This is a genomic window from Pseudomonas alcaligenes (genome assembly GCF_041729615.1).
GTDB lineage: Bacteria > Pseudomonadota > Gammaproteobacteria > Pseudomonadales > Pseudomonadaceae > Aquipseudomonas > Aquipseudomonas alcaligenes_B.
Map to the genome: position 1 here is coordinate 3,308,724 of NZ_CP154874.1, position 21,606 is coordinate 3,330,329.

Below are 21,606 nucleotides of genomic sequence, written 5' to 3' on the forward strand. Positions count from 1 at the left end.
CATGAGCACCCGCCAGCTGATCATAGAGGCCTACCTGCATGTGCTGGCATTCGCCCTGCTGGCCATGGGGTTGATCAGTCTGGTCGGCTACCTGGGGCTGGATGAGCCGACCGTGCACACGGTGGTGCTGTTGCCGGACAGCGCCATCATGTCGGCCCTGCTCGGCGGACTGCTGCTGTGCGCCGTGCGTCGGGCCTGGCGTCCGCTCTGGCTGTTTGTGGCGCTGCTGGTCGGCTGCACCCTGTACACCCTGGTGCACAACCATCTGGAGGGCGGCTCGGATGGCGGCCGCTCACTGCTGACCGGCTTCATGCGCATGCGCAGCGCCCTGGTGGCCACCTTGCTGGTCAGTGCGATTGCCATTTGCCTGTGCCTGGGCCCCCGGCCGGCCAGGCGCGTGGCCCGGGTGATCGGCGTAGCGATCATGCTGCTGGCAGTGGCCGCGCATTTCTCCTGGGAACTGCCGGCCACGGGCATGCTCAGCCTGGGTTTCAAATTCTCCTCGACCCATATCGCCAATCTGTTCACCCTCCTGCTGGGCGGCGCCATCATCCTGCTCAGCCTGCAGGACGCGCGGCCCGACGCGCGAGTCTGGCGCCTGCCGCTGCTGGCCGGAGCGCTGGGGGCAACCCTGACCTGTGGTGGCTGGTATCTGCTGAGCCTGCAAACCATCGATACCCTGACCCGGGAAAGCGATCTGCTGCTGTCCAAGGTGCAGACGCTGACCGAACGGACCCTGCAGAACCGCCTGGACCTGATGAAGCGTCTGGCCGAGCGCTGGCAGGCGCTGGGCGCCCTGCCATCGGAGGCCTACTGGCAGCAGGAGGCGCGCAGTTACCTGCGCGACTTCCCCAACCTGTACCTGGTCGGCGTGCTGGACGAACGGCTGCAGCCCTACTGGCTGGAGGCCCGTGATGAGAGTCAGGGCCTCTGGCTACGCGCCTTCCTGGCCCGCCCGGAGCAGGTCGAGTGGTTGAGCCATGCCCTGGCCGATGAGTTACCCCACATCAGCCGCGCCGTCGAGCGCCCCGACGGGGTCGGGGCCAATGCCTTGCTGGTCAGCTCCCTGCGCATTCGCGGCGATGCGCCACGGCTGGTGATCGCCACGCTGAATATTCAGGGGGCACTGGCAGAGCTGCTGGGCGACGAACTGGGTGGCTTCATCGTCAGGGTGTATGAAGACGGAATGCCGATCTATGCCTCCCGGAGCCAGGGGCGGCAGCGCTTCAATACGCCGGTGAGCGAGCGTCTCATCGACTTCCACCACGATCAGCGCTGGCGGCTGGTGTCTTACATCGACGATTCGGTCACCCTCAACACGGCCCGCCTGCTGCCGGCATTGATCATGTTGTTCGGCCTGGTCCTGAGCTTCTTCCTGATGCTCAGCCAGCGCCTGGGTGGCCTGGCCATCGAGCGTGCCACTCGTCTGCAACAGGCCAACGACCAGCTGCAACTGAGCCTGGCCAGCCAGCTCAAGGCTCAGGCGCTCAACCAGCGGATCATGGAGTTCACCCAGGATGTGCTGTGCTCCTTCGACCGCGAGGGTCGTTTTCTCGAAGTGAGCCCCTCCTGCGTCAAGCTGTTCGGCTATCGGCAGGAGGAGCTGGTCGGACGTCCCTATCTGGAACTGGTGTTGCCCGAAGATCATGAGCTGACCCGCATGGAAGCCGCCGAGGTGATGGCCGGGCGGCCCTCCTATGGTTTTCGCAACCGCTACCGGCACCGCGATGGCCGCATCCTGCACATCCTCTGGTCGGCCGACTGGTCGGAGCAAGAGCAGACCCTGTTCGCCGTGGCCCACGACATCACCGCAGTGGTGCACAACGAGGCCCTCACCGAGAGCCAGCGCGACATACTCGGCATGATCTCCATGGATCGCCCGCAGTCCGAGACGCTCGAGGCCGTCTGCCATATGATCGAGGCGCAGGAACCGGAGGCCTTCTGCTCGGTGCTGCTGCTCGATGCCGAGGGCAAGCAGCTGTATACAGGGGCGGCACCGAGCCTGCCGGAGGCCTACAACCTTGCCATCGATGGTGCCGCCATCGGCCCCAATGCCGGCAGCTGCGGCACGGCGGCCTATCGTCGCCAGCTAGTGGTGGTCGAGGACATCGAGACCGACCCGCTCTGGGTGGACTATCGCGACCTGGCCAGGCCCCATGGCCTGCGTGCCTGCTGGTCGTTCCCGCTGATTTCCCACCATGGTCAGGTGCTGGGTACCTTGGCGATGTACCATAAGGTGCCGCATGCCCCCAGCGACGAGCAGATCCAGTGCCTGGCCATGGCCGCGCAACTGGCGGCAATCGCCATCGCCCGCGCCCGCGACCGCCAGCAGTTGCAGGAGAGCGAGCAGCGCTTCCGTTCCCTGTTCACCTTCAACCCCGACCCGGTCTTCGCCTTCGACCTCAAGGGGCACTTTCTCAGCATGAACGGGGCCGGGATGGAGCTGACGGGGCTGCGCGAGGAGCAGGTCATCGGGCGCCATTTCGCCGAACTGGTGGTGGCCGAGGACCTGAAGCGCGCCTTGCAGCACTTCGCCTCGGCCTGCCGCGGTATACCCCAGCGCTATGAGATACGAATCCAGAATGCGGCCGGCAGCCAGCTGCACCTCGATGTCAGCAACCTGCCGATCATGGTGGAGGGCGAGATAGTCGGGGTGTTCGGCCTGGCCAAGGACATCACCGAGCGCGAGCGCATCGCCGCCGAGCTGAACAGCACCCTGGCCCGCAGCGAGCGCCAGGCCGAGCAACTGCGCGGCCTGGGCGCGGCGGCGATCGCCACGGCCAAGCTGCACGATCACCAGACCCTGATCGACTACCTGGTGGAACAGGTGCGCGTGGTGGTTGGCGCGCACCAGGCCGTGCTCAGTCTGACTCGGGGGGCGGACTGGAGCCAGTCCATCAATGGGGTCGCGCTATCGGACAAATATGCCGCCTGGCGCGATTACGCGGCCATCCCGGACGGCAGCGGCATCTATGCCCTGATCTGTGAAACCAACCAGCCCCTGATGCTGACCCAGGACGAGCTGGAGCGGCATCCGCGCTGGCGTGGCTTCGGTGCGCATGCCGCGGCGCATCCGCCCATGCGTGGCTGGCTGGCCGTGCCCCTGATCGACAAGAGCGGTGGCAACCTGGGGCTGCTGCAGCTGTCGGACAAGATGGACGGCGAGTTCGATGCCGATGACCTGACGATCGTGCAGCAGTTCGCCCAGATGGCCGTTTCCTTCCTGGAGAACAACCGTCTGCTCAACGAGCTGATGGCGGCCGAGCAACGCCTCAAGACGCAGCTGGATTTCACGTCCACCATCACCGACTGTCTGGCCGAGGGGCTGCTCGCCGTCAATGAGCAGGGCGTACTGACCTTCATCAACCCGGCAGCCAGAAAGCTGCTGGTGGCCGAGCAGGACCCGCTCGGGCAGCAGATGCAGCAGCTGCTGCCATTGAATTTTCAGAGCTGGGAGGCGACCACGGGCAACCGCGGCGAGTTCGAGCTGAGGGGGCTGACCCTGCACTATGACGCACGCCCCCTCATTGGCCTCGCCGGTGCCCAGGGCTGGGTGGTGGCGCTGCGCGATGTCAGCGTGCAGCGCCGCGCCGAGCAGGCCATGCGCGAGCGCAACCAGTTCTTCAGCCTGTCGCTGGATCTGTTCTGCATGGTCAACTTGCAAGGGCTGTTCATCCAGGTCAACCTGGCCTTCGCCAGCACTCTGCACTACAGCGCCGAGGCCCTGGTCGGGCAACCCTACATAGAACTGATCGACACGGCGGACCGTGAGCGGGTCCTGCAGGCCATCGAGCAACTGCAGGATGGCGAGCTGATCCGCGATCTGACCATCCGCGTCTGGGACGGGCGCGGTCGTCCGCACTGGCTGCAGTTCAGCGCTGCGCTGGGCGAGGACCGGGCGATCTACTGTGCTGCCCGCGATATCACCGAGCAGAAGGCCATCGAGGATCAGATCGCCCAGCACAACCTGATCCTGAGCATGGCCGGGCGAACCGCCCGACTGGGCGGATGGAGCATCGAGTTGCCCGGTCGCGAGGTGGTCTGGTCGGAGGAAATGTTCGGCCTGCTGGGCTTCGAACGGGGCAGCGTCCCGACCCTGGAGGACGGGCTGGCGCTTTATCCGCCCTACTATCGTGCCACCATCATTGCCGCTCTCGAGGCCTGCATCGCCGAGGGGCAGGGCTTCGATCTCGATGTGGAAATCCGCCATGCCAGTGGCATGCTGCTGGATGCGCGCCTGGCCGGCCAGGCCGTGCGCGACGAGGGGGGGCGCATCGTACGCATATCGGGGGCGCTGCAGGATATCAGCGAGCGCAAACGCGCCCAGCGCGAGGTGCAGCGCCTGGCCATCAGGCTGACCAATACCCTGGAGAGCATCACCGATGCATTTTTCACCATCGATACCCGGTGGTGCTTCAGTTATGTCAACCAGGAGGCCGCCCAGCAGCTGCGGGTATCGGTCGATGAAATGCTCGGCAAGGAAATCTGGGAGGTATTTCCGGGCGCCCGCGAAAGCGAGATCGGCCTGCGTTATCTGCAGGCCATGGAAGATCACCAGGCTGCACACTTCGAGTCCTACTATCCGCCCATGGAGCGCTGGTTCGAGGTGCATGCCTACCCCTCGGAGGAGGGGCTGGCGGTCTACTTCCGCGATGTCACCGAGCGCCGGCGCACCGAGGAGGAGCTGCAGGCGACCCTGCTCGAACTGGAGCGCAGCAACCGTGAACTGCAGGAGTTCGCCTTCGTCGCCTCGCATGACCTGCAGGAGCCGCTGCGCAAGATTCAGGCCTTCTCCGATCGACTGGCCGCCCGCGCCGACGGGCTGGACGAGGAGGGGCGCGACTACCTGCAGCGCATGACTTCGGCGGCCTCGCGCATGCAGGCGCTGATCATCGACCTGCTGAACTATTCGCGGGTCAACACCCGTGGGCAGTCGCTGCAGCCCGTGGAGCTGGAGCGGGTTCTGGATGATGTGCTGCTGGACATGGAGGCCGGCATCGAACAGGCGGCCTGTCGCATCGAGCGCCAGCCATTGCCCGCCGTGCTGGGCGATGCCAGCCAGTTGCGCCAGGTGCTCCAGAACCTGCTGAGCAATGCCCTGAAGTTCCAGGCACCTGGCAACTCAGCGCTGATCCGGATCTATGCCGAGCCGGCAGCCAACGACGGCTGGACCCTGTGCATCGCCGACAACGGCATAGGTTTCGACGAGAAATACCTGGACCGCATCTTCAACCCCTTCCAGCGCCTGCATGGCCGCGAGGCCTACTCGGGAACCGGGATAGGGTTGGCGATTGTCAAAAAAATCATTGAACGGCACAACGCGAGTATCACGGCCAGCAGCAAGCCAGGCCAGGGCAGCGTGTTTCGTATCACCTTCCCGCGGATCAACAAGGACTCGCCATGAAGACCAAGATCGTCGATATCCTGATCGCCGACGACGACCAGGATGACTGCCTGATGACCCGCGAGGCTTTTCGCGAGTGCCGGATCGCCAACCGGCTGCACTTCGTGCACGACGGCGAAGCCCTGCTCGACTACCTCAAGCGCCGCCCGCCCTACAACGACGAACAGCGTTTCCCGATGCCGGGGTTGATCCTGCTGGACCTCAACATGCCGCTGAAGGATGGTCGGGAGGCCCTGATGGAGATCAAGGCCGATGCCGCGCTGCGTTCCATTCCCGTGGTCATCCTGACCACCTCGTCGGCCGAGGAGGATGTCCTGCGCAGCTACGATATAGGGGTGAACTCCTTCATCACCAAGCCGGTCAGCTATTCCGGGCTCATCGAGGTCATCCGTGCGCTCGGTCGCTACTGGCTGGATATTGTCGAGCTGCCGCTCGAGGGGACGGGTGCATGACCCGAGGAGAAACGCATTGGCGCCTGCTGCTGGTCGATGACGACGAGGATGACTTCGTCATCACCCGCGATCTGCTACGTGGCTCCCATCAGGAGCAGGTCAGCCTCGACTGGTGTGGCGATTTCCAGCAGGGCCTGGAAGCGATCTGCCGCCAGGAGCACGACCTGTATCTGGTCGACTATCGCCTGGGCTCGGATACGGGCCTGGAGCTGATTCACCAGGCCCGCCAGGCGGGCGTCAGCTTGCCGATCATTCTGCTGACCGGTCAGGGCGATGCACGTCTGGATGCCACGGCCATCGAGCAGGGAGCCGCCGATTATCTGGTCAAGGGCCAGTTCGACAGCCAGCAGCTGCTGCGCAGCGTGCGCTACGCCATCGATCGCAGCCAGGCCATGGCCAGACTGGCCGAGAGCGAGATGCGTTACCGCCTGCTCTTCGAGGCCAATCCCGAGCCGATGTGGGTGTTCTCCCGGGAGAGCCTGCGTTTCGTGGCGGTCAACCAGGCGGCGGCGCATTTCTTCGGCTACGGCCAGGATGAACTGCTCGACATGACGATCCTGGACATCCGCACCGAGCAGGAGCGCGAACGCTTCCTGGCGTATTTCCATTCGTCCATTCGCGAGCGCATCGTCGATCCCTCCGCCGGAGTCTGGTGCTACCGGCACAAGTCCGGGCGCGAGCTGTTTGCCGAAATCCTGGTGCATGACTTCGACTTCGACGGTCAGTCCTGTTGCCTGGTGCTGGCCATCGACGTCACCGAGAAACAGGTGGCGCGCGAGCAGGCACGCCTACGTGAGCAGGCCTTTCGCCAGTTGCTGAACGACAACCGCGATGCACTGCTGGTGATCGATGGCAAGGGCAGCGTGCGTTACACCAACCCCGCGGCCCAGGCATTGCTGCAGTTGAGCGCCGAGGAGTTGCAGGAGCATTACCTGCCCCTGCCGCCCGTGCAGGAGGGTCTGATCGAGTGGACACTGCCCCTGCCTGGTGGCGTGCAGGTCGAGGTCGAAATTCACAACTCCCGGACGGACTGGGAGGGGGAGCCGGCGCAGCTGCTCTCGCTGCGTGATATCGCCGATCGCAAGGAATCGGAAAAACAGTTGCGCCTGCTGCAGCGTAGCCTGGAGGCCAGTTACAACGGCGTGGTGATCGTGGATGCCTGCGCTGCCGACATGCCGATCATCTATGTCAACCCTGCCTTCGAGCGGATCACCGGCTACAGCCAGGAAGAGGTGCTGGGGCGCAACTGTCGGTTTCTCCAGGGCCAGTCGCGTGACCCGATGCGCGTGGAAGAGATCCGTCGCGGGCTGAGCCAGGCGCGTGATGTTCATGTCGTGGTGCGCAACTTCCGCAAGGACGGCCAGGCCTTCTGGAACGACCTGTACATCTCGCCGATCTTCAACGAGCAGGGCGTGATCACCCATTTCGTCGGCGTGCAGAATGACATCTCCGAGCAGAAGCGCTTCGAGGATGAGCTGAGCTTCAATGCCAGCCACGATGTCCTGACCGGCCTGCCCAACCGGGCTCTGCTCGAGGACCGCTTGCGCCAGGGCTGCAAGATTTCCCTGCGCTATCAGCGCAGCCTGGCGGTGATGTTCATCGACCTGGATGGCTTCAAGCCGATCAACGACTCCATCGGGCACAACTTCGGCGATCTGCTGCTGATCGAGGTCGCCAAGCGCATGTGTGAGCAGGTGCGCCCCGGTGACACGGTGGCACGCATGGGGGGCGACGAATTCATCGTCCTGTTGCCCGACCTGGCGGTGGAAGAGGATGTGATTCCGGTCGCGGAGCGATTGATCGCGAGTATCTCCAGGCCCTATCGCATTCAGGGCATCGACCTGCATGTGACGGCCAGCATCGGCATCACGCTGAGCGACGGCAATCTCGAACAGCCGATGCAGCTGATCCAGCAGGCCGACCTGGCCATGTACAAGGCCAAGCAGGAAGGGCGCAACAACTACCAGTGGTACACCAACGACCTCAATCTGCGTGTCAGCGAGCGGGTCAATCTGCGCAACGAGCTGCAGAAGGCCATCGAGGCCGAGGACTTCGAGCTCTATTACCAGCCGCAGATCGATGGGCGCAGTGGTCGAGTGGTCGGCCTGGAGGCGCTGCTGCGCTGGCAGCATCCGACCCAGGGCTTCGTTTCGCCCGCCGTATTCGTGCCCGTGGCCGAGGATACGGGGCAGATCATTCCGCTCAGCCTGTGGGTGCTCGACACCGCTTGCCGGCAGATACGTCTGCTCAGCGAGCAGGGCATGAAGGGCCCCTCGGTCGCTGTGAACATCTCCCCGGTGCAGTTTCAGCGCAGCAACTTTGTCGAGAGCGTACAGGCGATGCTGCACAAGCATGGCCTCGGCGCCGATATGCTGGAGTTGGAGATCACCGAGACTGTCCTGCTGAATAACGCGGACAAGGCAATCGAGACGCTGCACCGGCTCAAGGAGCTGGGGGTGCGCATCGCGATCGATGACTTCGGTACCGGCTTCTCCAGCCTCAACTACCTGAAGCGCCTGCCCATCGACAAGGTCAAGATCGATCGTTCCTTCGTCCAGGAAATCATCAGTGACCGCCACGATGCAGCCATCACCCAGGGCATCATCTCGATGGCGCACCATCTGCGGCTCAAGGTCATCGCCGAGGGGGTGGAAACCGAGCCGCAGTTCGCCTTCCTCAAGAAGAGTCATTGCGACGAGTTCCAGGGCTACTACTTCGCCAAACCGATGCCTTTCTCCGCGGTCGAGGAGTACCTGCGTCAGCGCATGCTGGTGCATGAGCCCGCCCCCGCCGTGGGGTCCGAGGAGCAGGTGCAGACGGTGCTGCTGCTGGATGACGAGGAGAATATCCTGCGCGCCCTGGCGCGGGTGTTGCGGCGTGACGGCTACAAGATCCTCATGGCCACGCGTGCCCAGGACGCCTTCGAGCTGCTCGCCAAGCATGATGTCCAGGTGATTCTTTCCGACCAGCGAATGCCCGAGATGAACGGGACCGAGTTCCTCAGCAGGGTCAAGGACCTCTACCCGAATACCATTCGTATCGTGCTGTCCGGCTACACCGACCTCAAGTCGGTGACCGATGCCATCAACAAGGGCGCGATCTATAAGTTCCTCACCAAACCCTGGGATGACGAGCTTCTGCGTCAGGATATCGCTCAGGCCTTCAGGGAGCTCTGTGTGGACCGTGATGCGAACAGCTAGCGGCACAGGCGGCCGAGACCAGGCCGGCAGTTTCACCGCCGAGGCCGCAAGGGACCCCCTCGGTTGGTGCCTGAGCCGGCGCCCTGCTTGATGTTCTCGGTGCGAAGGACTATCCGGGATCTGTCGTCGCGGGCGCCTCTCCCGGGGCCGAGAAATCACGGATGTTGGCCGGCCCCGCTGCAATCGCCAGGGCGCCTGGTGTAGGGTAGCCAGCCTGCCCGAACCTCCCGGAGAGCACATGGATTCCATCACGTCGTTGGCCGAGCAGCTGGGGGCTCGGCTCAAGGCCCTGGGCGCCGAGGTCAGCACCGCCGAGTCCTGTACCGGCGGCGGCATCGCCGAGGCCATCACCCGCATCGCGGGTAGCTCGGCCTGGTTCGAGGCCGGCTACGTCACCTATTCCAATGCCCAGAAGACTGCCCAGCTCGACGTGCCGGCGCAGCTGTTCCCGCGCGTCGGTGCGGTCAGTCGCGAAGTGGTGGAGGCCATGGCCGCTGGTGCCCGACGCCACAGCGGCGCGCGCTTCGCCGTGGCGGTCAGCGGCATCGCCGGCCCCGACGGCGGCTCGGCGGAAAAGCCGGTGGGTACGGTGTGGCTGGCCTGGGCCGATGGCGAGCGCAGCTTCGCCGAGCGCTGCCAGTTCGCCGGGGACCGCGAGGCGGTACGCCGGCAGACGGTCGAACGGGCGCTGCAGGGCTTGCTCCGACTGACGGCGGGAGAAAATCCGGTTCAGGGGTAGGCGAGCGATTTGCCTTATGGAATACTACTGTCTACTTATACAGTTGTTGGTGAGCGTACGGCTCCCTTTGATCACGTGAGGATGGAAATGGACGAGAACAAGAAGCGCGCGTTGGCGGCCGCCCTGGGCCAGATCGAGAAGCAGTTCGGCAAGGGTGCCGTGATGCGCATGGGCGACCACGAGCGCCAGGCCATCCCGGCCATCTCCACCGGCTCCCTCGGCCTCGACATCGCGCTCGGCATCGGCGGCCTGCCCAAGGGCCGGATCGTCGAGATCTACGGTCCGGAATCCTCGGGCAAGACCACCCTGACCCTGTCGGTCATCGCCGAAGCCCAGAAAGCCGGCGCCACCTGCGCCTTCGTCGACGCCGAGCACGCGCTGGACCCGGACTACGCCGGCAAGCTGGGCGTCAACGTCGACGATCTGCTGGTGTCGCAGCCGGACACCGGCGAGCAGGCCCTGGAGATCACCGACATGCTGGTGCGCTCCAATGCAGTGGACGTGATCATCGTCGACTCCGTGGCCGCGCTGGTGCCCAAGGCCGAGATCGAGGGCGAGATGGGTGATTCCCACGTCGGCCTGCAGGCTCGCCTGATGAGCCAGGCGTTGCGCAAGATCACCGGCAACATCAAGAACGCCAACTGCCTGGTCATCTTCATCAACCAGATCCGCATGAAGATCGGCGTGATGTTCGGCAACCCGGAAACCACCACCGGTGGCAACGCCCTCAAGTTCTACGCCTCGGTGCGCCTGGACATCCGTCGCACCGGCGCGGTGAAGGAAGGCGACGAGGTGGTCGGCAGCGAAACCCGCGTCAAGGTGGTGAAGAACAAGGTGGCCCCGCCGTTCCGCCAGGCCGAGTTCCAGATCATGTACGGCAAGGGCATCTACCGCACCGGCGAGATCATCGACCTGGGCGTGCAGCTGGGTCTGGTCGAGAAGTCCGGCGCCTGGTACAGCTACCAGGGCAACAAGATCGGCCAGGGCAAGGCCAACGCCGCCAAGTACCTGGAAGACAACCCGGAAGTGGGTGGCGCCATCGAGAAGATCATCCGCGACAAGCTGCTGGTGGATTCCGCTGCGGCGCGCGGTGCGGTCGAGGAAGACGCCGACGAGATGGCCGATCTGGACGTCTGAGTCGACGGCCATGGGCGCTGTGCTGGATACGCCGGTCGCCGTGCGCCGTGCCGCCATGGACCTGCTGGCCAGGCGTGAGCATGGCCGGGTCGAACTGACCCGCAAGCTGCGCCAGCGCGGCGCGCCGGATGAGCTGATCGCGGCCACCCTCGAGCGTCTGGCCGAGGAGGGCCTGTTGTCCGAGGTGCGCTACCTGGAGTCCTTCGTGGCCAGCCGTGCACGGGCCGGCTACGGGCCCATGCGCATTCGCGAGGAACTGGCCCAGCGCGGCCTGCCCAGACCGGCCATCGAGCAGGCGCTGAGCGAGGCTGAGGTGGATTGGGGCGAGCAGCTGCGCGAACTGTGGCAGCGCAAGTTCGCCGGCCAGTTGCCGCAGGACATGCGCGAGAAGGCCAAGCAGGCGCGTTTTCTCGGCTATCGCGGTTTTTCCCAGGAGCAGATAGGTCGTCTGCTGCGCGGCGCCAGCCTGGATTGATTTCCCCTTAGAGCCCGAAGCGTCCCCTCTTCGGGCTCCGTTTTTTCAGCGTCTGTGCCAGGTCGTGGGCTAGGCGTTCTGCGCCCAGTTCTGCGGCAGGTTGATGAAGTCCACCAGCTCACGCAGGCGACCGTGGTCGCGGGCGTTGAAGCGGAAGGCCAGGCGCGTCAGTTCGCACAGCTCCGGCTCGTCGCTCTCCGCCTCGCAGTAGGGTTGCTGCAGGTAGCCGCCGTCCAGGCAGAGGTCGGCGAATTCCTTGTTGAGGGTTTCCAGCGCGGCCTGGTTGAGCGGGTGGTTCATGCGCACCACGAAGCTGTCCTTGAGCCAGCGCGAGGAGTGGAAGTTGCGATAGAAGCGGGCGATCTCCTGGCCGGCCTCTTCGGCACTGTGCACCAGGCGCACCAGCTGCAGGTCGCTGGGCAGTATGTAGCGGCGCTCCTGCAGCTGCATGCGCAGGAAGTCCTGGAAGTGCTCCCAGTAGCTGCTGCCCGGTTCGTCCAGCAGCACGATGGGCACCAGCGGACTCTTGCCGGTCTGGATCAGGGTCATCACCTCCAGCGCCTCGTCCAGGGTGCCGAAACCACCGGGGCAGAGCACCAGGGCATCGGCTTCCTTGACGAAGAACAGCTTGCGCAGGAAGAAGAAGTGGAACGACAGCAGGTGCGCACTGCCGTTGACCACGTCGTTGGCGCCCTGCTCGAAGGGCAGGGTGATATTGAAGCCCAGGCTGTTTTCCAGACCGGCGCCTTCGTGGGCGGCTGCCATGATGCCGCCGCCGGCGCCGGTGATCACCATCAGGTCGAGGCGGGCCAGGGTCTGGCCCAGTTCGCGGGCCAGGCGGTAGGTCGGATGGTCGGCGGGCGTGCGCGCCGAGCCGAATACCGTGACCTTGCGCCGGCGCTTGAACTGTTCGAGGGTGCTGAAGGCCAGCTCCATCTCGCGCAGGGTCTGCAACATGATCTTGGCGTCCCAGCGGTTGCGGTCGGCCTGGGCCATGCGGATCACGGTGGTGAGCATTTCGCGGTACAGCGGCAGGTTGGGGCTGGCAGGCGGGACGACCAGGGCGGTGAGTTGCTCGATGTGGCTGCTGAGGTCGACTCCGCTGGTCTGGAAGTGCCGGGACAGGTAATCGTCCGGTTCGTAAGGCATAGACTTCTCCTTCTTCTGATGCAGGTCCGGTCGCGGCCACGTCCTGTGGCGCCAGACCCTGTCTGAGAGTATGGCCCGGACCATGACGTTATGACGGACAAAAGACGCCCCGGGTTGCAGGGTAACCCAGGGGCTTTTGTAACCGGATGACTCGGGCTCAGGCGCCGTGCGGCGTCACAGGGCGATCTGCTCGCCCGGCTCGGGGATGTTGGCGATCCAGTTCAGGCGCTGGCGCAGGGCCTGTTGCAGGGTCTGCATCTTCTCCAGCTCGCCATGTACCAGGTACAGCTCGGGACGGTGCTCGAAGTGGGCGACCCAGTCCAGCAGCTGCGATTGCCCGGCATGCGCCGAGAAGCCGCCGAGGGTGTGAACCTGGGCCCTCACGGCGATGCGCTGGTGCAGCAGCTTCACCGTGCTGGCGCCGTCGACGATGGCGCGGCCGAGGGTGCCACGGGCCTGGAAGCCGGGGAACACCAGGTGGCATTCGCTGCGCCAGAGGTTGTGCTTGAAGTGATGGACGATGCGTCCGCCGGTGCACATGCCGCTGCCGGCGATGATGACGGCACCGCTCTTGACCCGGTTGATCGCCATCGACTCTTCCGGCGACTCGGTGCAGCGCAGCACCGGCAGCCAGTCCTCGACGCGCCTGACCCCCTTGGCCTGCAGGGCGGCCCGGTCGACCGGGTTGAACTGCTCGTGGAAGCGCGAGTAGATGGCGTTGGCGCGGATCGCCATGGGGCTGTCGAGGAACACCGCCTGCTGTGGCAGGCGTCCCTCCTGATAGAAACGGCCCAGGTAGTAGATCAGGTCCTGGGTGCGACCGACGGCGAAGGAGGGAATCAGCACATTACCGCCGTCGCGATGGGCCTGCTGCAGGATGCCGGCCAGCTCGTCGAGGGTGTCTTCGCTGCAGCGGTGGTCGCGGTCGCCGTAGGTGGACTCGAGCAGTACCACGTCGGCGCGATCGAGGATGGCCGGGTCGTGCATCAGTGGCGAACAGGTGTTGCCGAGGTCGCCGGAGAACACCAGGCGGCGCTGCAGGTGATGGTCCTGCACCTCCACCTCGACGATGGCCGAGCCGAGGATGTGGCCGGCATCGTGAAAGGTTACCTGCACCCCCTTGGCCACTTCGGTAGCCCGGCCATAGGGCAGCGGGCGGCGCAGCTGCAGGGCCAGCTCGGTATCGCGCGTGGTGTACAGCGGCTCGATCGCGGCCTTGCCCAGGCGCGCGCGCCACTTGTTCTCCCACTCGGCGTCCTTCTCCTGCAGGTGCGCGGCGTCCAGCAGCATCAGCTCCATCAGCGCGCAGGAGGCTTCGGTGGCGAAGATCGGCCCGCGGTAGCCGTCCTTCACCAGCTTGGGCAGCAGGCCGGTGTGGTCCAGGTGGGCGTGGGAGACCACCACCGCGTCCAGCGTCAGCGGGTCGAAGGGGAAGGGCTGGCGGTTGCCTTCCTCATCCTCGCGGCGCCCCTGACGCAGACCGCATTCGAGTAGCACCCGCGCGCCGTCGCGGCTTTCGATCAGGTAGCAGGAGCCGGTGACTTGCTGGATGGCGCCGAGAAAGCTGAGCAGGGCCATGGAGAGTCCTTCTTCACGATGATGGCTGGCAGGTTGCACCCTGGCGCGTCCGCGCGTCTTGATGCAGGTCAGCACTCGGGCACGGTGGCCTGCCTAGACTGGCAGCAGACACGAGGAGCCGAGCCATGTCCCAGCTATTGCCCAGCCTGCAGGAACTCAACGCTCACGCCCAGGCCGAGCCCGCCTTCGCCCTCTGGCAGCAGGGGCGGGGACCCGTTCAGCATAGTCCGGAAACCCGCGCGGCGGTCTTCCGCCTGGCCCACCAGCTGGTCCAGGCCGGCCTGCAGCCCAGCCTGGAGGCGGTCTACCGACGCCTGCGCGCGCTCGATCTGCTGACCTGCGCCGGCCTCTGGCTGGTGGTGCACATGACCTATGCGCAGCGGGTGCGCCTGGATGGCGCGGCGCTGGCGGCCGAGGACTTCAAGGCGGTGCCCGAGGGGCATACCGGCGGCGCCCTGAACATGGTGCCGGCCTATGCCGGCTACCTGGCGCTCAACGCCCTGAGCGGGCGTACCCGCGCCTGGCTGATGGGGCAGGGCCATTGCGTGGCGGCCATCGAGGCGCTCAACCTGCTGAGCGCCAACCAGCACGCCGAGCAGGCGCAGCGCTACAGCCGCGACGAGGCCGGCATGAGCCGCCTGGTCGCCGACTTCTACGGTTACGCCCAGGCCGCCGACGGCAGCGTCGCGGTGCCGCTCGGCAGCCATGTCAACCCGCACACCGCCGGCGGCATCGCCGAGGGGGGCTACCTCGGCTTCGCCGAGCTGATGTATGCGCACATGCCGCTGCCCGGTGAAACCCTGGTGGCCTTCCTCTCCGACGGCGCCGCCGAGGAGCAGCGTGGCAGCGACTGGATGCCCCGCTGGTGGCGTGCCGAGGACTGCGGCACGGCCCTGCCGGTGATGATCGCCAACGGCCGGCGCATCGAGCAGCGCACCGAGCTGGGCACCCTGGAGGGGTTGCAAGGTTTTCGCCAGCACCTGCGCCTGTGCGGCTTCGATCCGCTGCTGTTCGACGGTCGCGACCCGGCCGCCTTCGTCTGCGCCCTGTGGGAAATGGAGCAGCGCCTGAGCCATCGGGTGCAGGAGCTGCGCAACGGGGTGCTCGACTATCCGCTGCCGATGCCCTACGGCATCGCCGAGACGGTCAAGGGCTTCGGCTTTCCCGGCGCCGGCAGCAACGCCGCGCACAACCTGCCGCTGGCGGCCTGTCCGCGGCTCAACGAAGACGCCCGCGGTCAGTTCAACCAGGCCGCCGCCGCGCTCTGGGTGGCTCCGGACGAACTGTTCGCCGCCGCCGACCTGCTGCGCCAGGGCGAGCGGCCGCTGGAGCGCGATACCGCCCTGGCCTGCCGCCACCCCGAGCTGCCGCGTCTGCCGCCGCTCGCCTACCGCGCGGCGCCGGCCTCGCCGATGGCCGCCCTGGATGGCTTCTTCGTCGACCTGGTGGCGGCCAACCCCGAGCTGCGGCCGCGGGTGGGCAACCCCGACGAGCTGGTCAGCAATCGCCTTGGCGGCGTGCTCAAGGCGCTGCGCCATCGGGTCAGCCAGCCGGAGAGCGAGCTGGAGTCGGTGCATGGCGCGGTGATCACCGCGCTCAACGAGGAGGCGGTGGTGTCCGCCTGCCTGGCCAACCAGGGGGGACTGAACCTGGTGGCCAGCTACGAGGCGTTCTGCGTGAAGATGCTCGGTGCGGTCCGCCAGAGCCTGATCTTCGCCCGCCTGCAGAAGGAGGCCGGGCGCCCGGCCGGCTGGCTCGGCTGGCCGCTGGTGGCCACCTCGCACACCTGGGAGAACGGCAAGAACCAGCAGTCGCACCAGGACACCGGCTTCTGCGAGGCGCTGCTGGGCGAGATGAGCGACATGGTGCGGGTGTTGTTCCCCGCCGATCACAATGCCCTGCTGGCTCTGCTGCCCGGCATCTACCGGGCGCGCGGCCAGCTGGCCTGCCTGGTCGTGCCCAAGCGCGAGCGGCCCTGCGAGATGAGCCCGGCGCAGGCCGAGCAGCTGGCGCGCGACGGCGCCCTGGAGCTGGACCGCCATGAGGGCGAGGACCCGCTGCTGCTGATCGCCACCGGCAGCTACCAGCTGGCCGAGCTGCGCCGCGCCGCCGTTCGTCTGAGCGAGGCGGGGCGCGCCTGGCGTCTGATTTACTTGCAGGAACCGGGGCGCTTCCGTGCGCCGCGCGATACCTGGGAAGCACAGGTGGTGGCGCCGCAGTCGCTGGTGGAAACGCTGTTCCCGGCCGGCTGCAAGCGCCTGCTGCTGACCCACATGCGCGGCGAGGTGGCGCGGGGTCACCTGTGGCCGATCCTGGCCCAGGCCGAGCGCTGCGCGTGCTGGGCTATCGCAACCGCGGCGGCACCCTGGACGAGGCGGGCATGCTGTTCGCCAATGCCTGCAGCTGGGCGCACGTGTTGCGCGCGGCGAGCCGCCTGCTGGGGCTGCCGCCGTCGGCCCTGTTGCGCGGCGAGGAGCTGGCCGCGGTGGAGGGCAGGGGCGACCCGCACTGCCTGCGCTGAGGGTCATGGACGGGAGGGGCAGGTATGCCCAAGTTGACGCTGGAGCTGGACCTGGAGCTGTATCGTCTGCTGGTGCAGGCCGCACGGAGCAATGGGCTGAGTCTGGAGGACGAGTGCCTGCGGCGCCTCGAGGGTGGCGTGCGCCGCTCGCGCTACATGGAGGCGCTGCTCGCCGAGCTGCGCGCCGACGACGAGCAGCGCCGCGCCGGCGAGAGCTGAACGCTACTGCAGGCCGCAGTCGGCCTTGGCGAAGCGCTCGTCGGCTACCGGCTGGTTGCCCGGGTATTCGCTGAACTGGTAGCGCAGCACGGCGCCCCGGCTGAGCAGCTGGCGGTAGCCGGGGTTGCCGCAGACGCTGGCGGCCAGCTGCTCGCGCACGCTGGCCGGGTTGGCGCGCATCTGCTCGGCATGGGCCGTGCGCACGCTGAGCTGGTTGATCAGCATGCCGCCCTCCACCGTGTAGCCCTGGTCGAGGATGTCGGCATTGATCGCCCGTGGCGTGCCGACATTGCTCTGCTTGGCCACTTCCTCAAGCATCAGGTTCAGCTCGTACTCGCCCAGCGAGGTGGCCTGGGTGGCGGGCAGGAACAGGGCGAGAGCGAGCAGGGTGACGAGACGCGGCATGGGGATCTCCAGAAGGTGCGGTGCGGCCTTCGACCGCTTGGCGTCGGTCGGGTTCGCCGGTGTTCCATCTTACCCAGTGGCAGAGGCAAGGGTAGACTGCGCCCCTTTTACCCGGAGTCCGTCATGAGCCATGCCGTCGCCCGCCTGCGTGCCGAGCGCCTGGCGCGCAGCCTCAAGCCCTTCGTGTCGCGGGGGTCGCGCTCCGAGCGCTGCCCGGACTGCCGGGTCATCCCCAGCTACTGCCTGTGTGCCTGGCGTCCGCGGGTCGAGGCGCGGGCGGCGATGTGCCTGCTGATGTACGACGTGGAGGCGCTCAAGCCGAGCAATACCGGCTGGCTGATCGCCGACCTGGTGGCCGATACCCACGCCTTCGGCTGGCAGCGCACCGCAGTCGACCCACACCTGCTGGCGTTGCTGGACGACCCGCAGTACGCCCCCTGCGTGGTGTTCCCCGGTGAATACGCCGAGCCCGAACGGGTGATCGAGGAACTACCGCCCCTGGCGCCGGGCAAGCGTCCGCTGTTCATCCTGCTCGACGCCACCTGGACCGAGGCGCGCAAGATGTTCCGCAAGAGTCCCTACCTGAACCGCTTCCCGGTGCTCAGCCTGAAGCCCGAACAGCTGTCGCGCTATCGCCTGCGCCGCTCCAAGCGCGACGAGCACCTGTGCACCGCCGAAGTGGCGGCGCTGTGCCTGGAGCTCGCCGGCGAGCGCCGCGTCGCCGGTGCCCTGGATGCCTGGCTGGACCTGTTCACCGAGCGCTATCTGGGCGCCAAGCACCGTCGCGTACTGGACGAGCAGAGCCCGGCGCATCAGGCGCTCAAGCCTTTCCTCTGAGACCTCTGCGCCGGCTCACGGCCGCACTCTGCCCCAGCGACGCAGGCGCTCAGGCCTTCTTCGGCCACAGCTGGGCGAGCAGCATGCCGGCGAACATCAGCGCACAGCCGAAGTAGCCCTTGAGCGCCAGGGCCTCGCCCAGCAGCAGGGCGCCGGCGATGGCGGCGAACACCGCCTCCAGCGACAGGATGATGGCGGCGTGCGAGGCGATCGCATGCTTCTGCGCCACCACCTGCAGGGTGAAGCCGACGGCCACGCCGAACAGGCCACCGTAGAGGATGGCCGGGCCGGCGGCGAGGATGGCCTCCAGGCGGATTTCCTCCAGCACCAGCGCCAGCAGCAGGCTGATCACCGCGCAGGTGGCGAACTGCAGCAGGGCCAGGCGCAGCGGGTCGTGGCGGCTGGCGAAGAAGCTCACCAGCAGTACGTGCACGCCCCAGACGAAGGCGCCGGCCAACTGCAGCCAGTCACCGGAGGCGACCTGGAAGCCCTCGCCGACACTGAGCAGGAACATGCCCACCACCGCCAGGCCTGCGCCCAGCCAGGTGCCCATGCCGGTGCGCTGGCCGATGACCAGGCCGAGCAGCGGGACTACGATGACATACAGGCCGGTGATGAAGCCGGAGTTGGTCACGCTGGTGAACAGCAGGCCGACCTGTTGCAGGTTGATCCCCAGCGACAGCGCCAGACCCATGGTCAGGCCACCGAGCAGCAGGCCGCGGTTGACTGGCTCGCGCTTCTGTCCCTGCTCGCGCCGGCCCAGCCAGAGCACCAGCGGCAGCAGCGCCAGGCAGGCCAGGGTGAAGCGCAGGCCGGTGTAGAGGAAGGGGCCGATGGCGTCCATGCCCAGGCGCTGGGCGACGAAGGCGGAGCCCCAGATCATCGCGGTCAGCAGCATCAACAGGTCGGCGCGCAGGGCTTGGCTTCGCATGGCGGATCTCGCTCGGAAAAACTGGCGACTTTGCCGCAAAGCGCGGAACTTGACCACCCCGTCACGGCTCGGCATGCTTGGCGCCGCTTGCTGAACCGGCCCACAACAACAACAGGGAACGCCCATGGCCGCATACGAGATTCTCATCGCCGACGACCACCCGTTGTTCCGCAGCGCCCTGCACCAGGCGCTGACCCTGGGCCTGGGGCCGGACGTGCGCCTGGTGGAGGCGGCTAGCATCGCCGAGCTGGAGGCGCGCCTGGCCGAGAAGGCCGACTGGGACCTGGTCCTGCTCGACCTCAACATGCCCGGCGCCTATGGCTTTTCCGGCCTGGTGCTGCTGCGCGGGCAGTATCCGCAGATCCCCGTGGTGATGATCTCCGCCCAGGAGGAGGCCGCCGTGGTGGCGCGTGCCCGTGAGTTCGGCGCCAGCGGCTTCATTCCCAAGTCCAGCCCGCTGGAGACCCTCCAGCAGGCCGTGCGCCAGGTGCTCGATGGCGAGGTCTGGTGGCCGCCGCAGGCCTTCGAGGCGGTCAGCGTGTCGGCCGAGGCCAAGGCCGCCAGCGCCGGCCTGGCCAGCCTGACGCCGCAGCAGTTCCGCGTCCTGACAATGGTCTGCGAGGGCCTGCTGAACAAGCAGATCGCCTTCGAGCTGAGCGTCTCGGAGGCCACCATCAAGGCGCATGTCACCGCCATCTTCCGCAAGCTCGGTGTGCGTACCCGCACCCAGGCGGCGCTGCTGCTGCAGCAGATGGAGTCGGTGCCGGCCCAGCAGTAGGCCCCTTGTGGGCCGCTCGCCGCTACAATGCGCGGCGAGTCATTCACGGATTGCCTTCCCCATGTCGCCATTCAAGGGCCAGACCGGCCTGAAACGTATCCTCAATGCCGCCGGCTACTCGCTGGACGGCCTGCGCGCCGCCTTCACCGGCGAAGCCGCCTTCCGCCAGCTGGTGCTGCTCAACCTGGTGCTGATTCCGCTGGCCTTCTGGCTCGACGTGAGCCCGGTGGAACGCGCGCTGATGGTGGCGGTGGGCCTGCTGTCGCTGATCGTCGAGTTGCTCAACTCGGCGGTGGAGGCGGCCATCGACCGCATCTCCCTGGAGCGCCACCCGCTGTCGAAGAACGCCAAGGACATGGGCAGTGCCGCCCAGCTGACCTCGCTGGTGCTGATCGGCCTGGTCTGGTCGATCATCCTGCTCGGCTGAGCGACCCGCGCCTACAGCACCCCGGCCTTCTTCCAGGCCAGGTAGCGGCTGACCAGTTCCGGCCCCAGTTCCTTCGGCCGCGCATCCAGCACCGGCACGCCGTGGGCCAGCAGGCGCTCGTGCAGGCCGGCGCGGGCGTTCAGGTAATCCACCGTGCCGCAGTAGGCCAGGGCCTGCTCGTAGTCCTGTACCTGGGTGTGGCGCAGGCGATCCAGCACTTCCTCGCGCAGGCTGGCGACCAGCACCCGATGCTGGCGGCCCAGGCGCCTGACCGCGCCGAGCAGCTCCTCGTCGTCCTCGTCGCGCAGGTTGGTCACCAGCACCACCAGAGCGCGGCGGCGCTGGCGGGCGAGCAGGGCGTTGATCGCCGCCGCGTAGTCGGCCGGCCGGCGGGTGCTGTCGAGGGCATACACGGCGTTGAGTAGGGTGCCGATGTGGGCCTGGCCCTTGAGCGGTGCCACGTACTGGTCCTGGTTGCCGGCGAAGGTCGCCAGGCCCACCGCGTCGCCCTGGCGCAGGGCCACGTAGCTGAGCAGCAGGCAGGCGTTGAGGGCGTGGTCGAAGTGCGCCAGCTCGTCGTCCTGGCTGCGCATGCGGCGGCCGCAGTCGAGCAGGAAGACGATCTGCTGGTCGCGCTCGTCCTGGTACTCGCGGGCGATCGGCGTGCGCTTGCGCGCGGTGGCCTTCCAGTCGATCTGGCGCAGGGTGTCGCCGTCGCGGAACTCGCGCAGCTGGTGGAACTCCAGGCCCAGGCCGCGGCGCTGGCGCTGGCGTACGCCGAGCTGGCTGAGCCAGTCGTCCACCGCCATCAGCTGGGCGCCGTAGAGGCGGGCGAAGTCAGGGTAGACGCGGGTCTCGCTGGCCTGCTCGACGAAGCGCCGTGCCTGCCACAGGCGCAGCGGGCTGGGCAGCAGCAGTTCGCAGCGCGGGAAGCGGAAGTGGCCGCGCCTGAGCGGGCGCACCCGGTAGCCGAACTCGGTCTGCTCGCCCGGATGCAGCGCCACCGACTGGGGCAGGAACTCGAAGTCCATGTGCTCGGGCAGATGGTCGAAGGCCTGTATGACCAGCGGCTGGCGATAGTCGTGGTGCAGGGTCAGGCGCACCTCGCTCCAGCGCCCCAGCGGCAGGTTGCCGGGCAGCTGGCGCTGCAGGCGCGGGGTGGGCTGCCGGCGCAGCCACAGGGCGTCCAGGCCGGCGAGCAGCAGCAGGGCCAGCAGCAGGCCCCACCACAGCGGCTGCAGGGTCTGCGGCAGCCTGATGCCGAGCAGCGGCAGGCTGCCGAGAACGATGGCCAGGGCCAGCAGGCCGCCGAGCAGGCCGAGGAGCAGGCGGGATGGCTTCATGCGCGGGCGAT

Annotated in this window: 15 protein-coding genes and 1 pseudogene; 11 read left to right on the forward strand and 5 right to left on the reverse strand. The window is 67.0% G+C overall.

From position 1 onward, the window contains the following. Window position 1 precedes the first annotated feature (1 nt). The 6 genes from AAG092_RS15995 to recX all read left to right on the forward strand — a co-directional run bounded on the left by AAG092_RS15995 (window position 2) and on the right by recX (window position 11,407). Entirely contained in the window at window positions 2–5,404 is a 5,403-nt protein-coding gene (locus AAG092_RS15995) for a PAS domain S-box protein (protein WP_373387429.1), read from the forward strand. After that, on the forward strand, window positions 5,401–5,856 hold the full coding sequence (locus tag AAG092_RS16000) for a response regulator (RefSeq protein WP_373387430.1): 456 nt from the start codon (window positions 5,401–5,403) through the stop codon (window positions 5,854–5,856). The genes AAG092_RS15995 and AAG092_RS16000 overlap by 4 nt, the downstream gene beginning before the upstream one ends. Next, the gene (locus AAG092_RS16005) at window positions 5,853–9,056 is read left to right on the forward strand and encodes an EAL domain-containing protein (RefSeq protein ID WP_373387431.1); all 3,204 of its coding nucleotides are present in this window, start codon (window positions 5,853–5,855) and stop codon (window positions 9,054–9,056) included. The genes AAG092_RS16000 and AAG092_RS16005 overlap by 4 nt, the downstream gene beginning before the upstream one ends. Window positions 9,057–9,294: 238 nt before the next feature. Beyond that, the gene (locus AAG092_RS16010) at window positions 9,295–9,795 is read left to right on the forward strand and encodes a CinA family protein (RefSeq protein WP_373387432.1); all 501 of its coding nucleotides are present in this window, start codon (window positions 9,295–9,297) and stop codon (window positions 9,793–9,795) included. A gap of 87 nt (window positions 9,796–9,882) precedes the next feature. After that, window positions 9,883–10,932, forward strand: a complete 1,050-nt coding sequence (gene recA, locus AAG092_RS16015) for a recombinase RecA (protein ID WP_110681538.1) — start codon at window positions 9,883–9,885, stop codon at window positions 10,930–10,932. Window positions 10,933–10,942: 10 nt separating this feature from the next. Next, entirely contained in the window at window positions 10,943–11,407 is a 465-nt protein-coding gene (recX, locus tag AAG092_RS16020) for a recombination regulator RecX (protein WP_373387434.1), read from the forward strand. Window positions 11,408–11,476: 69 nt separating this feature from the next. Here the strand turns inward: recX and AAG092_RS16025 are convergent, their stop codons facing one another. Both AAG092_RS16025 and AAG092_RS16030 read right to left on the reverse strand, forming a co-directional pair. Continuing rightward, window positions 11,477–12,556 (reverse strand): LOG family protein, encoded by a 1,080-nt coding sequence (locus AAG092_RS16025; RefSeq protein WP_373387435.1) that lies wholly within the window; start codon window positions 12,554–12,556, stop codon window positions 11,477–11,479. 174 nt (window positions 12,557–12,730) lie between these two features. Beyond that, window positions 12,731–14,134 (reverse strand): MBL fold metallo-hydrolase RNA specificity domain-containing protein, encoded by a 1,404-nt coding sequence (locus tag AAG092_RS16030; RefSeq protein WP_373387437.1) that lies wholly within the window; start codon window positions 14,132–14,134, stop codon window positions 12,731–12,733. Window positions 14,135–14,259: 125 nt separating this feature from the next. Here AAG092_RS16030 and AAG092_RS16035 point away from each other — a divergent pair. Together AAG092_RS16035 and AAG092_RS16040 are read left to right on the forward strand one after the other, a co-directional pair. After that, window positions 14,260–16,655 (forward strand): annotated as a pseudogene (locus tag AAG092_RS16035) (xylulose 5-phosphate 3-epimerase). A 24-nt stretch (window positions 16,656–16,679) separates the two neighbouring features. Further along, window positions 16,680–16,874 (forward strand): hypothetical protein, encoded by a 195-nt coding sequence (locus AAG092_RS16040; protein ID WP_373387438.1) that lies wholly within the window; start codon window positions 16,680–16,682, stop codon window positions 16,872–16,874. 3 nt (window positions 16,875–16,877) lie between these two features. Here the strand turns inward: AAG092_RS16040 and AAG092_RS16045 are convergent, their stop codons facing one another. Next, window positions 16,878–17,279, reverse strand: a complete 402-nt coding sequence (locus AAG092_RS16045) for a quorum-sensing-regulated virulence factor family protein (protein WP_373387439.1) — start codon at window positions 17,277–17,279, stop codon at window positions 16,878–16,880. 123 nt (window positions 17,280–17,402) lie between these two features. On the opposite strand from AAG092_RS16045, the gene AAG092_RS16050 reads away from it, so the two are divergent. Next, complete coding sequence (locus AAG092_RS16050) at window positions 17,403–18,116, forward strand: tRNA-uridine aminocarboxypropyltransferase (RefSeq protein WP_373387440.1); 714 nt, start codon at window positions 17,403–17,405, stop codon at window positions 18,114–18,116. A 49-nt stretch (window positions 18,117–18,165) separates the two neighbouring features. Here the strand turns inward: AAG092_RS16050 and AAG092_RS16055 are convergent, their stop codons facing one another. After that, window positions 18,166–19,047 (reverse strand): DMT family transporter, encoded by an 882-nt coding sequence (locus AAG092_RS16055; protein ID WP_373387441.1) that lies wholly within the window; start codon window positions 19,045–19,047, stop codon window positions 18,166–18,168. Window positions 19,048–19,171: 124 nt separating this feature from the next. On the opposite strand from AAG092_RS16055, the gene erdR reads away from it, so the two are divergent. Together erdR and AAG092_RS16065 are read left to right on the forward strand one after the other, a co-directional pair. After that, window positions 19,172–19,825: a response regulator transcription factor ErdR gene (erdR, locus tag AAG092_RS16060; protein ID WP_110681547.1), complete on the forward strand. Its 654-nt coding sequence runs from the start codon at window positions 19,172–19,174 to the stop codon at window positions 19,823–19,825. Between the two features lie 61 nt (window positions 19,826–19,886). Further along, window positions 19,887–20,252, forward strand: a complete 366-nt coding sequence (locus AAG092_RS16065) for a diacylglycerol kinase (protein WP_373387442.1) — start codon at window positions 19,887–19,889, stop codon at window positions 20,250–20,252. An 11-nt stretch (window positions 20,253–20,263) separates the two neighbouring features. Here the strand turns inward: AAG092_RS16065 and AAG092_RS16070 are convergent, their stop codons facing one another. Beyond that, window positions 20,264–21,595 (reverse strand): DUF58 domain-containing protein, encoded by a 1,332-nt coding sequence (locus AAG092_RS16070; protein WP_373387443.1) that lies wholly within the window; start codon window positions 21,593–21,595, stop codon window positions 20,264–20,266. Window positions 21,596–21,606 lie beyond the last annotated feature (11 nt).